At 72.2% G+C, this 13,617-nt stretch carries 10 protein-coding genes; all 10 read left to right on the top strand.

What is annotated here, in order from left to right:
* Positions 1 to 307: 307 nt before the first annotated feature.
* Positions 308 to 1,987, top strand: a complete 1,680-nt coding sequence (locus tag ABZY91_RS01060; RefSeq protein ID WP_355399105.1) for a GAF domain-containing protein — start codon at positions 308 to 310, stop codon at positions 1,985 to 1,987.
* A 221-nt stretch (positions 1,988 to 2,208) separates the two neighbouring features.
* Positions 2,209 to 2,622 (top strand): DUF1508 domain-containing protein, encoded by a 414-nt coding sequence (locus ABZY91_RS01055; RefSeq protein ID WP_329884719.1) that lies wholly within the window; start codon positions 2,209 to 2,211, stop codon positions 2,620 to 2,622.
* Positions 2,612 to 3,019: a hypothetical protein gene (locus tag ABZY91_RS01050; protein WP_329884718.1), complete on the top strand. Its 408-nt coding sequence runs from the start codon at positions 2,612 to 2,614 to the stop codon at positions 3,017 to 3,019. The genes ABZY91_RS01055 and ABZY91_RS01050 overlap by 11 nt, the downstream gene beginning before the upstream one ends.
* Positions 3,020 to 3,505: 486 nt before the next feature.
* Complete coding sequence (locus ABZY91_RS01045; protein WP_329884717.1) at positions 3,506 to 4,570, top strand: substrate-binding domain-containing protein; 1,065 nt, start codon at positions 3,506 to 3,508, stop codon at positions 4,568 to 4,570.
* Between the two features lie 113 nt (positions 4,571 to 4,683).
* Positions 4,684 to 5,730, top strand: coding sequence for a substrate-binding domain-containing protein (locus tag ABZY91_RS01040; RefSeq protein ID WP_355398877.1), 1,047 nt, complete (start codon positions 4,684 to 4,686; stop codon positions 5,728 to 5,730).
* Between the two features lie 175 nt (positions 5,731 to 5,905).
* The gene (locus ABZY91_RS01035; protein ID WP_355398875.1) at positions 5,906 to 6,505 is read left to right on the top strand and encodes a hypothetical protein; all 600 of its coding nucleotides are present in this window, start codon (positions 5,906 to 5,908) and stop codon (positions 6,503 to 6,505) included.
* 241 nt (positions 6,506 to 6,746) lie between these two features.
* On the top strand, positions 6,747 to 9,518 hold the full coding sequence (locus tag ABZY91_RS01030) for a hypothetical protein (protein WP_355398873.1): 2,772 nt from the start codon (positions 6,747 to 6,749) through the stop codon (positions 9,516 to 9,518).
* Between the two features lie 165 nt (positions 9,519 to 9,683).
* Positions 9,684 to 10,703, top strand: coding sequence for a phosphate ABC transporter permease subunit PstC (gene pstC / locus ABZY91_RS01025; protein ID WP_329884713.1), 1,020 nt, complete (start codon positions 9,684 to 9,686; stop codon positions 10,701 to 10,703).
* Positions 10,704 to 10,846: 143 nt separating this feature from the next.
* A complete protein-coding gene (gene pstA, locus ABZY91_RS01020) occupies positions 10,847 to 12,094 on the top strand; it encodes a phosphate ABC transporter permease PstA (protein ID WP_355398871.1) in 1,248 nt (415 codons plus the stop codon).
* A gap of 38 nt (positions 12,095 to 12,132) precedes the next feature.
* A partial coding sequence (locus tag ABZY91_RS01015; RefSeq protein ID WP_355398870.1) for a phosphate ABC transporter substrate-binding protein PstS occupies positions 12,133 to 13,617 on the top strand: 1,485 nt, incomplete at its 3' end.

The following is a 13,617-nucleotide window of genomic DNA, read 5'->3' as shown; positions in this document are numbered from 1 at the left end:
CGCGTCGCTACTTCGGCGGAAAACCGTACAAACTACGCTCGTCACCATGGACCCCTCGCCATCCCTGCCGCCCGACCCCGCCGTTCCCGCCGACCCCGTCGTGACACCGGGCCCGACCGGCCGGACCGGCCGTGCCGTGCCCGCCGTGCCCGTCGTGCCCGCTGCGCCCGCCGGGCCGGAACCGGCGCCCGAACCCGGCACCGACCCGGCCCCGCACCGGGTGCCCGAGATCGCCTCGCTCGGCCTGGACACCCTGGTCACCGAGGTCGCCGAGCGGCTGCAGTCCGCCGCCGCCGTCACCGACCGGATGCAGCGCCTGCTGGAGGCGGTGGTCTCGGTCGGCGCCGGGCTCGACCTGCACGCCACCCTGCACCGGATCGCCACCGGCGCCGCCGAACTCGTCGACGCCCGGTACGCGGCCCTCGGCGTGATCGCCCCGGGCGGGCACGGACTGTCCGACTTCATCCACGTGGGGATCGACGACGGCAACGCCGCCGAGATCGGCGAGCTGCCGGTCGGACGGGGCATCCTCGGCGTCCTGATCGACCGCCCCGAGCCCCTGCGGCTGAGCGACCTCGGCGCCGACCCGCGCTCGTACGGCTTCCCGCCGCACCACCCGGCGATGCGGACCTTCCTCGGCGAGCCGATCCGGATCCGCGACGAGGTGTTCGGCAACCTCTACCTCACCGAGAAGAAGGGCGGCGGGGCCTTCACCCCCGAGGACGAGCAGGTGGTGCACGCGCTCGCCGCCGCCGCCGGCGTCGCGATCGAGAACTCCCGCCTCTACGAGGAGGGGCGGCGCCGCGAGCGCTGGATCGCTGGCGCCGCCGCCGTCACCACCGCGCTGCTCTCCACCGAGGAGGCGGAGGTCGCGCTGACCGTCGCCGCCGAGCAGGTCCGCGAGCTGGCCGACGCGGCGCTCGGCATGATCCTGCTGCCGACCGCGGACGTGGACGCCGACGCAGGCGCCGAGGCCGCACAGATGCGGATCGCCCACGCCTCCGGCGAGGCCGCCGAGTTCGTCCGCGGCGAGCTGCTCCCGCCGGACAGTTTCGCGGCCCGGCTGCTCAAGGGGGAGAGCGTCCACCTCGACGACATGTCCACCGACCCGAGCGTGGTGATCCGGGCGGCCCGCAGCTTCGGCCCGTCGCTGGCGGTGCCGATGGTCGCCGCCGGCCGGGTGCTCGGCGGGCTCTGCGTCTGGCGCCCGCGCGGCGCACTGCCGTTCACCGAGGCCGAGAAGCAGCTCGCCGAGACCTTCGCCTCGCAGGCCGCGCTCGCCCTGCGGCTCGCCGAGGGCCAGCGGGACCAGCAGCGCCTCGCCGTCTTCCAGGACCGCGACCGGATCGCCCGCGACCTGCACGACCTGGTGATCCAGCGGCTGTTCGCCACCGGGATGATGCTGGAGGGCGCCGCCCGGCGGGCCGTGGTGCCGGAGGTGAAGGTCCGGATCGGCCAGGCGGTGGACGAGCTGGACGCCACCATCCAGGAGGTCCGCACCACGATCTACGCCCTCCAGCACGACAACCACGGCGACGCGCCCGACACCCTGCGCACCCGGGTGCTGCGCGAGTGCAGCCAGGCCGCGGCGGCGCTCGGCTTCAAGCCCTCGGTCTCCTTCATGGGGCCGGTGGAGAGCCTGGTCGGCGAGAAACCGGGTCGTCAACTCCTGGCGGCGCTGAGGGAGATGCTCTCCAATACGGCCCGTCACGCGCGGGCGTCCCGGGTCGGGGTGGAGGTGGAGGCGACCGTGCACCTGGACGACGCCGGGCACCCGGTGGGCGGGGACCCGGAGTCCCTCGACCGCGGCGGCCGGCCCGGCGTGCTGCTGACCGTCACCGACGACGGCGTCGGCATCCCCGAGGGCGGCCGGCGCAGCGGCCTGCGCAACCTGACCCGGCGCGCCGAGGCGCTCGGCGGCGACGCCTGGCACGAGCCCGGGCCCTACGGGCGGGGCACCAGGGTGCGCTGGACGGCCCGGCTCTGAACACCCGTGCAGGTGATGGGCCCGGTTCGAACTGTTTGTGGACGGTGCGGAGCGGCTCCGGGAGTGGTTGGCGCGCGGTTGGTGTGCACCCGGTGAAAGTTTAACGAGAGAGAACTTCCCGGCCAACGGAGCAAGTTGTGCATTTCCTGGGCTTCCGGCGGTCTCGTGTGCACACATAGCTTTACTCCCGTCTCGGAGAGGTACCGGACTGTGGGGGAGCAGTGGACGCGTCTGGCCGCGGTCACACCGCAGCGGGGGCAAGTCGAGGGGGGTTTCGAGCAGAACGTGCACCGGACGGGCGGTACCGCTGGCAGTTGAAGGCGCCCAACGGCCGGGTGGTGGCCGTGACCGCGGCGGCGTACGACACGGCCGGGGAGGCGGAGCGCGGCTTCGACGGCTTACGGGCCGGGGCCGAGAGCCTCACCGCCCGGATCACGCACGTCCGGGACGGCATCGGGTGGGTCTGGGTCATCCCCGGCTCGCGCGCCCTCCCGGAGGTCCGGTCCAGCCGCGCGTACGAGCGGTACGCGACCTGTCAGAACGCCTTCCGTCGCTTCGTGGTGCTGCTGGCGAAGCAACCCGCTCTCGAACTCCCGGACCGTGGAGTGTCGTTGAGGTTCCCCGATGTCCGCTGAACGACGCGGACCGAAGCTGCTGACCGTCCCGGCCGGGGACCGCTGCCTCGGCTGGGCGCTGCGCGCCGCCAACGGGCGGCAACTCGGCGTCGGCGTGCGGACCTACCGGAGCGAGGCGGAACTCGCCGACGCCCTCCGGGAACTGATCATCGAACGGACCGCGCTGCGATGTACCGTCGGCCAGTCCGACGCGCGGCTCTGGGTCTGGACGGCCTACCTGCCGGTCCGCACCACCCGTCCGGGCGCCGCCGACGCGGCCGGCCCGGTGGCGCGCAGCGCGCGCGGCTACCTGAGACGGGACCAGTGCCAGGCCGGCGTGGAGGGCTTCCGCGCCGGGCTCCAGCACCTGGGCCAGGAGTTGCGCCGGCTCGGGCGCGACGGCACCTGGCCCTGGTAGTCCGGGCCTCCGGTCGCCCCTCCTCTCCCCGCCGCGCCCGCTCCGCCCACCCCGCCCGCTCCGGTGCCGCTGCGGAGCTGCGCCCGTGCTCCTCCCGGTGGCCCGTTCGCCGGTGCGGCCCGTTCTTCCTGCTCGTCGCGGTCCCGCGCCCGTTCCCGCTCCGCCCCACCTCTCCCCTTCCCCCCTTTTCCGGTGAAGCGCAGGTTTCCGGCAAACCCCCGAGTCGCCACCTGGAGAAGAACGTAACCGGCCTCCCACCTGCGGATTTACCACCCTGCTCGACCATCCTGACCAGTCGCTAAACCTCTCCGAACCGAGATATCGACAATCCCCCCGGGTCACTGACCACCCTTCCGACGGAACCGCGCCGACCGACAGGATCGGCACTGCCGGAGAGGCCGCCGCGGACGCGGTCACCCGGCCCCGGGACTGACAACCAGTACCCGGGCAAGCGATGTACGTCTCTCCCACCGGAGGAACCGGAACATGCGCAAGACCGCTGCCAAGCTGCTCGCCGCCGCCGCCATCGCGACCTCGGTCGTCACCGTCGCGAGCGGCACCGCCGTCGCCGACCCGTCGACGCTGCCGACCCTGCCGCTCGCCCAGGACATCGTGGGCGTCGGCTCGGACACCACCCAGGCCGTCCTGAACGGCCTCTCGGTCGGCTACAACGCCTCCCTGCCGGCCGGCAGCACCCTGCCGCGCCTCTACAGCTGGGACGCGACCGGCTCCTCGCCGATCACCACCAAGACCGGTGCGACCTCGATCGCCCGCCCGAACGGCTCCGGCGCCGGCATCAACGCGCTGAACACCAACACCAGCACCACGGTCGACTTCGCCCGCTCCTCGCGTGGCCCGCAGCTCGGCGACCCGGCCACCGACATCTTCGTCACCCTGGGCAAGGACGCGGTCTCCTGGGCGGCCAAGTCGGGCGGCAACGCGCCGTCCAACCTGACCACCGCCCAGCTCAAGGGCATCTACGAGTGCACCATCACCAACTGGACGCAGATCAGCGCGACCCTGCCGAACGCCACCATCAAGCCCTTCCTGCCGCAGACCAACTCCGGCACCCGGTCCTTCTTCCTGAAGGCCATCGGCGGCGCCACCGCCGTCGTCCCGGGCGCCTGCGTCACGGCCAACCCGCTCGTCCAGGAGAACCAGGGCACCGACCCGGTCCTGAACGACGCCAACGCGGTCGTTCCCTACTCCGTCGCCCACTACATCGGCCAGGTCTTCAACGGCCACGCCTCGGGCAGCGACGCCCAGGGCCCGCTGACCATCCGTGACATCAACAGCATCGTGCCGGTCAGCACCGCCACCCCGAAGGTCATCAACTCCTCCTTCGCCGCCACCGCCTACGGCCGCGTGATCTACAACGTGGTCCGCGAGGCCGAGTGGACCGCGACCGACGCCCACGGTGTCGCGCTGCGCGCCATCTTCGGTGTCGGCGGCTGGATCTGCACCAACGGTGGTGCCGGTTCCGCGATCATCAAGGACTACGGCTTCCTGGCCCTCCCGAACGGCGCCTGCGGCTCCACCACCCACATCTGATCCACCGCGCCACCCGCACGATCAGTACCGAGTGCACCACCCGGCGGTCACGGGCCTCGCGCCCGTGGCCGCCGGCCCCACCGGACGACCGCCGCACAGGGAGCAGGGGAACGATGCGCACAGTCTTGGGCAAGCTGCTCGCCGTCACGGCGGTCACCGCCTCACTGGCGGGCCTGGGGAGCGGCTCCGCCGCCGCGGACCCGCCCGCGGGAGTCGTCCCCGCACCGAACTCCATTGTCGGCGTCGGCTCGCAGACCACCGCCCCGCTGCTCAACCAGCTGACCGCCGACTACAACGCGTACCTGACGTCCCTGGGCAACGTGACCGCGCCGCGGGCGTACAGCTTCGACGCGGTCGGAACGCAGATCATCACGCTGAAGACGGGCCTCCCCGCCGCCTCCCGGCCCCTCGGACTCCAGAACGGTCTGGTCGCGCTCCAGGCGATCCCCAACGGGGTCGACTTCGTCAGGTCGGACCGGGGCCGGCTGCCCTCCGACCCCGCGACCAACAGCTTCGTGGCGCTGGCCAAGGACGCGGTCTCCTGGGCGGCCACGTCGGGCGGCAACGCGCCGGTGGGTCTGACCTCGACCGAGCTGAAGGGCATCTACGAGTGCACCTTCACCAACTGGCAGCAGATCAACCCGTTGCTGCCGAACGCCGTCATCAAGCCCTTCCTGCCGCCGGCCGACTCCGGCACCCGGCTGCGCTTCCTGAGGGCCGTCGGCGGAGGCACCTCGGTGATCCCGGGCGGGTGTGTCACGACCACCCCGGTCGAGAACCAGGGCCTCCACCCGCTGCTCAACGACCCGGACGCGGTGTTCCCCTACTCGGTCGGCCACTACATCGGCCAGGTGTACTTCGGCCGCAGCCTCCCGGGCGACGCGCCGGGCCCGCTGACCGTCCGCGCGGTCGACGGGATCCCGCCGGTCGACACCACGACCACCGCGATCAACGCGCCGCTCGCCTCGTCGCTCTACGGGGGGCTGGTGCACGACGTGGTCCGGCAGGCCGCCTACGTCGCGAACACCCCCCAGGGCACCGCCCTACGGAACTTCCTCGGGACCACCGGCTGGATCTGCGGGAACGCGACCGCGGTGACCGACATCAAGACCCACGGCTTCCTCCCGCTGCCCGCCGGCCTCTGCGGCACCCTCTCCTGACCGGCTTCCGGCCGCGCCGGGCGCCGGGCCCGCAGCCGCGCCGCGACGCCGTTGCCGGGGGCCAGATCTTCGGCCGCCGACCCCGCCGGGCAGTGCGGGGCCGGCGCCGACGAGGCGACCTCCTGGTCGTCTGCTCCACCCAGCACAACCTTTCACCTCTCCTTAGGAGTCCAGCATGTCCCGTACCCGCGCCCGTCTCGCCGCCACTGGTACCGCCGTCGTCCTCGCCGTCACCGGCATGAGTGGTGCGGCCGTCGCCGACGCGGCCCCGGCGAGCACGCCGTCCACCGGCAGCGCGGTGGTCAACTCCAGCACCACCTTCCTGAAGGACCAGGCGCTCAACGGCATCGTCGTCATCCCGCTGCCGACCGCCGCCCCGTCGTACGACAGCACCACGGGCATCTCCACCACCTTCCCGGTGACCGGCGGTTCGGCGAACCTCTCCGGCTACTACGGCGACATCGACCTCGGTGGCGGCCTGCTCTTCATCAACGTCTTCACCGGCAAGAGCGCCACCTTCAAGCAGCTCCACTTCAGTGTCGACTCCTGGCAGATCTCCGGCGTGCCGGTCGGCGGCACCGCGCCCGTCGCCCTGCTGGACCCGGCCGGCGACAGCCAGATCGGCCGCAACGGCGCCGTCCAGACGCTCAACACCACCGACCTCCAGCTGGACGCCGCCGGCGCGGAGTACCTGGACTCCAAGCTCAAGACCAGCTTCTTCAAGGCCGGCCAGTCGGTCGGCACCTTCGCCCTGACGTTCACTCAGGGCAGCTGAACCGCGGCCCGTCAGTGATCGCCGCACCATGACGGGCCCGCGCTCCGGCGCGGGCCCGCTCGTATGCGGAGTTCCCAACTCCGGTACGGAGTCGTCGCGTTGTGTTCTCGTACATCCGGTCGACCTGATCCGGCCATGTCCGGATGGCCGAATAGTAGGCAACCGGAGCCGTCACCCCTCAACGCGACCATTCCCTCGTGCCGCCCTCGTGCGCGGCTCGCGATTCCCGGAGGTACCCGCCATGAGAATCCGCGTACCCGACCCGAGAGAAAGAGGGCGGTGGCGCCGGCGACTACCCTCGCTCACACTCGTCCTCGCCGTGGTGGGTGCCCTGGTGACGGTGCCGATCGGGCTCGGCACCGCCCCGCAGGCCCTGGCGGCCTCGGCGAAGACGGTGACCGGGCCGAAGGTCTGGATACCGGGCGCGGAGCCGGGTACGGGAACGTACGGTCCCCACGGGAGCGTCACCGTCTCGCAGACGGAGAGCCTCACCGACCAGGTGATCCAGGTCTCCTGGAGCGGCTTCACGCCGAGCGTGCTGAGGACCGGGGAACAGGCCACGGCCGTGCAGCAGAACTCCGACCAGGTGATGTACCCGGTCCGGATCTACCAGTGCCGCGGGACCGACCCGAAGGTCATGGACTGCTACGGCAGCACCATGTTCGGTGCCGACCCGGCGGCCGGCTTCGAGCAGAAGTACCCCCCCCAGGGCACCACCGCCCCCGACCTGCCGAGCAACATGGCGATCGCGGTCACCGGGGCGGACGGATCCGGTACGGCGCCGATCGAGGTGCGGTCCTCGCGGTTGAGCCCCTCGCTCGGCTGCGACGCCGCCCACCCCTGCTCGATCGTGGTCGAGGCCAACTACGGCGGCGATCCGCTGGACCTCTACGGGATGCGGAACGGCCAGCCGGACTGCGCCGACCACATGATCGACAACGACGGGGCGATCTTCTACACGGCCACCGACGTGATCATGACCGGGTACGAGAACCCGTTCACGGGGATGAACGGCAACGAGCAGTGCGCGTGGGCCAACCGGGTCGTCATCCCGCTCACCTTCAACGCCACTCCCGAGGACTGCGGCGTCCGGGCCAACGACTTCGTGGTGTCCGGCCTTGAGATGCTCAACCGCGCCATGCAGCAGTGGATCACGGGGCTGTGCCTCGGCAAGACCCCGCTGACCGTCCAGTACTCCTCCGGCGGCGGCGAGCCGCAGGCCCGGCAGTCGTTCCTGCGGGGGACCCGCGACGTCGGCCTCACCGCGCTCCCTGACCGGGATCCGCCGACGCGGCCGTACGTCTACGCGCCGCTGGCGACGACCGGGATCTCGGTGGCCTTCCTGGTCGACTCGCCGACCGGTCGGCAGATCCGGGACATGAAGCTCAACGCCCGGCTGGTCGCGAAGCTGCTGACCCAGAGCTACCGGGCCCCCGGGATCGAGATGCCCACGGTCGGCAACAACCCGAACTGCATCTTCGCCGACGAGGAGTTCCGCTCGCTGAACCCGCTGCCCCCGACGAGCGGCCTCGCCTGGCCCGAGTGCGGCGGCGGCCCGGAGAAGTCCCTGCCGATCGTGCTGGGCACCTCGACCGACCTGACCTACCAGCTGACCTCGTGGATCGCGAGCGACCCGGAGGCGGCGCGGTTCCTGGAGGGCGAGCAGGACCCGTGGGGCACCCGGGTCAACACGCGCTACATGCGGCCCGAGTTCGGCGGCTACCCGACCGACCAGCTGGTCCGGGAGGACGACAGCGGCGGGGTGGAGACGCCCGGAGGCACACCGCTGCCGGATCACGTGAAGCACTGGAAGCAGTTCGAGTGGAACCCGCTGCAGACCAGCCTCAACCAGGTGCTGCGGTTCATCCAGCAGGGCCAGGTGACGGCCAAGCAGGCCAACCCGGACGCCCAGGGCAACCACCCGTCGTTCTACCCGCAGGTGATCGGCGAGCGGATGCTGTTCGCGATCCTGGACAGCGCCCAGGCGAAGGCCTACGCGATCCCCGAGGCCTCGCTCAAGAACGCGGCCGGTGCCTTCGTCTCGCCGTCCCGGGACACCCTGCAGTCCGCCGTCGCGGACATGCCGGTGGACCCCGCGACCGGGACGCAGCTGCTGCCCTACGGCGCCACGGACAGCGCCTACGCCCGTGACCAGCGGGCGTACCCGCTGACCACGGTGCAGTACGCGATGGTGCCGACCGGCGGTGTGCCGGCGGAGAAGGCGGCGGCGATCGGGACGTTCCTCAAGACCGTCACCGACACCGGCCAGCTGTACGGCGTCGAGCCCGGCCGGCTGCCCGAGGGCTTCCTCGCGCTGACCAAGGAGCAGCGGGCGCAGGCCCAGGACGCGGTCCAGCACGTGACCGCGCAGGACGGCAAGTGGCCGGGCAACCAGAAGCCGCCGACCACACCGGGCGGCGGGGAGAACCCCTCCGGGACCGGTGGCACGGACGGCGGGGCCGGGACGACCGGCGGCACGTCGACCGGTGGTGCCTCGACCGGCGGCAGCTCGGGCACGGGCGGCGCCGGCACGACCGGGGGCACCGGCACGACGGGCAGTACCGGGACGACGGGTACGCCGGTGACGGACGGCAGCGCCTCGTCCTCCGGTTCGTCGGGCACGTCCGGCACCTCGGGCACGTCCGGTGGCTCCGGCACGTCGGGGAGCTCCGGCACGTCGGGAGGCGTCGGCGGCTCGGCCACCGGCGGTTCCGGCGCAACGGCGGGCGGCGCGCCCGCTCCGGCGGCGACCGCACCGGCCGCCGCCAAGCCGGCGCCGAGCGCCGCTCCGAGCCAGAACGGCGGGCCGCTCGCGGCGGCGCCGGTGGCGGCCGGTTCGCCGTCGGCGGACCGCTCGGGCAGTGCCCGGCTGCTGCTGCCGATCGCCCTGATCGCCGGCCTGGTGCTGCTGGTCGGCGGCCCGGCGGCGCTCGTTCTGGGCGGTACCCCGGCCGGTGCGCGGCTGACCGCCGCCACCCGCGGGGTCTGGGCGCGGATCCGCCGCAGCCCCTGACGCCGCCCGGTCGGTGAGGACTCGGCGGGGCCGCCGTCCCGGCCCCGCCGAGTCCGCTTCCCGTCGCCGGGCGCCCTTCCCCGGGGAATCGCGCCCGGCGTCCTCCCCCGACCACCGTGATCCCTGGACCGTGCAGTTCCCACCGAGTGCGCCGGAGAGCAGACCATGACAGCCGCCGCCGAGCCCGCGGCACCGTTCGCCGAGGCTCCACGCCAGCCCGACCCCGACGTACCCCGCACCATCACCGCCCCCGCCACGCCCGGCGACCGGGTGTTCCGCGGCATGCTGCGGACCGCGGGCCTCTCGGTCTTCGTGATCATGGGGCTGATCGCGTTCTTCCTGATCCTGCGCGGCGCCGATGCCCTGCGCGTGGTCGGTTTCGACTTCTTCACGGAACAGAAGTGGCAGACCCAGGCCGGTAACTTCGGCATCGCGGCCGTTCTGCCGAACGGCATCCTGATCGCCGTGATCGCGCTGGCGATCGCCGTTCCGGTCGCCATCACCACGGCGGTCTTCATCTCCGAGTACGCACCGGTGCGGCTGCGCGCGACGCTGATCTCGCTGGTCGACCTGATGGCGGCGATCCCCAGCATCGTCTACGGGCTCTGGGGGCTGTTCTTCCTCCAGCCGCAGATCATCGGGCTCGCGCGCTGGGCCTCCAACCACCTCGGTGACGTGATCCCCTTCCTCAAGGTGCGCACCGGCGACATCGCCACCTCCTACACCTCGTCGACCTTCGTCGCGGGCGTGGTGGTCTCCCTGATGATCATTCCGATCATCATCTCGCTCAGCCGTGAGGTGTTCTCGCAGGCCCCGCAGGGCGAACGCGAGGGCGCGTACGCGCTCGGCTCCACCCGCTGGGGGATGGTGCGCACGGTCGTCCTGCCGTTCGGGCGCGGGGGTGTGATCGGGGCCGTGATGCTCGGCTTCGGCCGCGCGATGGGCGAGACCATCGCCGTCGCGCTGATCATCTCGCCGAGCTTCAAGACCATGACCCACGTGCTGGAGAACGGCGGCAACTCGATCTCCGCGCTGATCGCGCTGCGGTTCGGCGAGTCGGACAGGCTGGCCCTCTCCGCGCTGATGCTGGCCGGCCTGGTCCTGTTCGGGATCACCCTGCTGGTCAACGTGGCGGCGAGCTTCGTGATCTCGCGCTCCCGTTCCGGCTCGGCGACGGTGGACTGAGCCGTGGCCGACCAGAGAAGCACGACCGACCGGGGGCGGCCGCCCCGAAAGGGCGCCGCGGCCGACCAGGACCCCGGGGCGGGCCGGAGCACCCGCCGCCGGGCCCGCCGACCGCTTCCGCTCCGCCGTGAAGGGACGCACCGATGACCACCCTCGACAGGCCGCCCGCCGTGGCACCCGCGACGCCCCTGCCGGACGAGCCGCACGCCGAACCGGACCGGAAGGACCCGCGTCCGGAGCGGAAACTGAAGCTCGGCGGGACCACCCGCGACGACTTCCTCACGATCGCCGGCGCGCTGGTCGGCGCGCTGGGACTGGACTGGGTGCTGTACGAGCGGGTGCTCCCGTTCAGCGGCGCCCTGGGCTTCCTGTTCTGCTGGTACGTGCTCTTCCTCGTCGGCTACTTCCTCCTCGGCCGGATGCAGTGGGGCCCGCTCCTGGTCCGTGAGCGACTGGTGGCCGTGGTCGCCTGGAGCTCCGGCCTGTTCGTCGTCGGGCTGATCGCCGACCAGATCGGCTACGTCGCCTCGAAGGGGTTCGAGGCGGCCCAGCACAGCAACTTCTTCACCGAGACGATGGTGAGCACGGCCTCGCTCTCCCCGATCACCTCCGGCGGCGCACTCCACGCGGTCGTCGGGTCGCTCGAACAGCTCGGCCTGGCCACGCTGTTCGCCGTCCCGCTGGGCATCGCCGCAGCCGTCTTCATGTCGGAGATCGGCGGCCGGCTGGCCCGTCCGGTCCGGACGCTGGTGGAGGCGATGACGGCGCTGCCGTCGATCGTCGCGGGCCTCTTCATCCTGGGCGTCGTCATCCTCACCTTCGGGTTCGAGAAGAGCGGTTTCGCGGCCTCCCTGGCGCTGATGGTGATGATGATGCCGATCGTCACCCGGGCCGCCGAGGTCGTCATCCGCCTGGTGCCGGGCACCCTGCGGGAGGCCTCGTACGCGCTCGGCGGCAGCCAGTGGCGGACCGTCTGGAACGTCGTGCTGCCGACCGCGCGGCGCGGTCTGGTGACCGCCGTCGTGCTGGGCATGGCGCGCGCGGTGGGCGAGACCTCGCCGGTCCTGCTGACGGCCGGCTTCACCTCGCGCCTCAACGCCAACCCCCTGGAGGGGCAGCAGATCTCGCTGCCGCTCTACATCTGGAGCTACGTCAAGCTGCCGGTCCCCGAGATGACCGCGCGCGCCTTCGCCGCCGGTCTGACCCTGATGGCGGTGGTGATGATCCTCTTCGTCACCGCGCGTCTGCTCGGCGGTCGCGGCCCCGGAGAGATGAGCCGGCGCCAGAAGCGCAAGCTCGCCCGCGCCGCCCAACCCGCTCGGGCCCCCCGGCCGGAGCAGCCCACCCCCGCCCACCTCGGCGGTCCCGTCGTCGCCACCGTGGAGCACTGATGTTCCGATTGACCACCCTCAGTACCGGAGGAGTTCCCATGTCGCGGGAGGCCGAACGCCGCCCCCTGGCACGCCCGTTGGCCGTGCTGATGTCCACCCTGCTCGCGGCCGGCTCGCTGCTGCTGGGGCAGGCCACCCCGGCGCACGCGGCCGTCGCGCTGACCGCCAGCGGCTCCAGCTGGGCGTACCCGGCGATCGACCAGTGGCGCCAGGACGTCGGGCCCCAGGGCATCCAGATCGACTTCAGCGCCGTCGGCTCGGCCCGTGGCCGCCAGGAGTGGTCCATCGGCCAGAACGACTTCACCGCCTCCGACGTGCCGTTCCGCACCCAGATCGACACGGGTGCGAGCGAGGAGGTCCTGCGCAGCGGCGGCGGCGGCGTGGAGAACCCGGTGTACGGCTACTCCTACGTCCCGATCACCGCCGGTGGTACGGCACTGATGTACAACCTGAAGATCGGTGGCAAGCAGGTCCGCGACCTGCGGCTCTCGCCCCAGACCATCATGGACATCTTCACCAGCAAGATCACCAACTGGAACGACCCGAAGGTCACCGCCGACTACGGCCGGACGCTGCCCAACCTGCCGATCACCCCGGTGATCCGTTCGGACGGCTCCGGCGCGACGGCCCAGTTCACCCGGTGGATGAGCCACACCTTCCCCGCCCAGTGGGAGGAGTACTGCAAGTCCGTCAACAAGGTCTCCTGCGGTGAGTTCACCGAGTTCTTCCCGCCGTCCGGCCGGATGACGGCCCAGAACGGCTCGGACACGGTGGCCGGCTACATCAAGGCCAGCTCGGGCGACGGCACCATCGGCTACGACGAGTACGCGTTCGCCAAGCGCAGCGACTGGCCGGTGGTGAAGGTCCTCAACCCGGCCGGCTACTACGTCCTGCCGACCGCCCCCAACGTCGCCATCGCGCTCACCGCCGCGAAGATCCGCGGTGTCGACGACAACACCTCGCCGGACGACCCGAACTACCTCCAGCAGAACCTGGACGAGGTCTACACCAACTCGGACGCACGCTCCTACCCGCTCTCCAGCTACAGCTACCTGGTGGTGCCGCGGGCCAACTCCCTCAAGGCGCTCCCGCGTTTCAGCAACGACAAGGGCGGCGCACTGAGCAAGTTCCTCTCCTACGTGCTCTGCCAGGGCCAGGGCGAGGCCGACGACCTCGGCTACTCGCCCATCCCGCGCGGCCTGGTCCGCGGCGGACTGCTCCAGGCCCAGCACATCCCCGGCAACGCCAGCCCGGTCGACCCCAACACCCTCTCCAACTGCAACAACCCGACCTTCAACGCCGCCGGCCGGCTGACCATCCTGGACAGCGCCCCGCAGCCCAGCGCCTGTGACGCCAAGGGCCAGCCGCTGGACTGCAAGATCGTGGACGGCAAGCCGTCCACGGGCGGCGCCGGCAGCTCGGGCGGCAGCTCCGGCGGGGCCGCGGCCACCGGCGGCGGCGCGGCAGCGGGTGGCGGGGCCGCCTCGGGGGGCGCGGCGGCGTCCGGGGGGGGCGGGGGGGGC

Source organism: Kitasatospora sp. NPDC002965 (assembly GCF_040611255.1).
In the GTDB taxonomy this organism is placed as follows: domain Bacteria; phylum Actinomycetota; class Actinomycetes; order Streptomycetales; family Streptomycetaceae; genus Kitasatospora.
Note: the sequence above shows the minus strand (reverse complement) of the source record. Positions and strands in the feature narration are given on the sequence as shown.

Coding starts and splice junctions, on each gene's coding strand:
- ABZY91_RS01060 (WP_355399105.1), top strand. CDS start 308: ATGCAGCGCCTGCTGGAGGCGGTGGTCTCGGTCGGCGCCGGGCTCGAC.
- ABZY91_RS01050 (WP_329884718.1), top strand. CDS start 2,612: ATGTCCGCTGAACGACGCGGACCGAAGCTGCTGACCGTCCCGGCCGGG.
- ABZY91_RS01045 (WP_329884717.1), top strand. CDS start 3,506: ATGCGCAAGACCGCTGCCAAGCTGCTCGCCGCCGCCGCCATCGCGACC.
- ABZY91_RS01040 (WP_355398877.1), top strand. CDS start 4,684: ATGCGCACAGTCTTGGGCAAGCTGCTCGCCGTCACGGCGGTCACCGCC.
- ABZY91_RS01035 (WP_355398875.1), top strand. CDS start 5,906: ATGTCCCGTACCCGCGCCCGTCTCGCCGCCACTGGTACCGCCGTCGTC.
- ABZY91_RS01030 (WP_355398873.1), top strand. CDS start 6,747: ATGAGAATCCGCGTACCCGACCCGAGAGAAAGAGGGCGGTGGCGCCGG.
- pstC (WP_329884713.1), top strand. CDS start 9,684: ATGACAGCCGCCGCCGAGCCCGCGGCACCGTTCGCCGAGGCTCCACGC.
- pstA (WP_355398871.1), top strand. CDS start 10,847: ATGACCACCCTCGACAGGCCGCCCGCCGTGGCACCCGCGACGCCCCTG.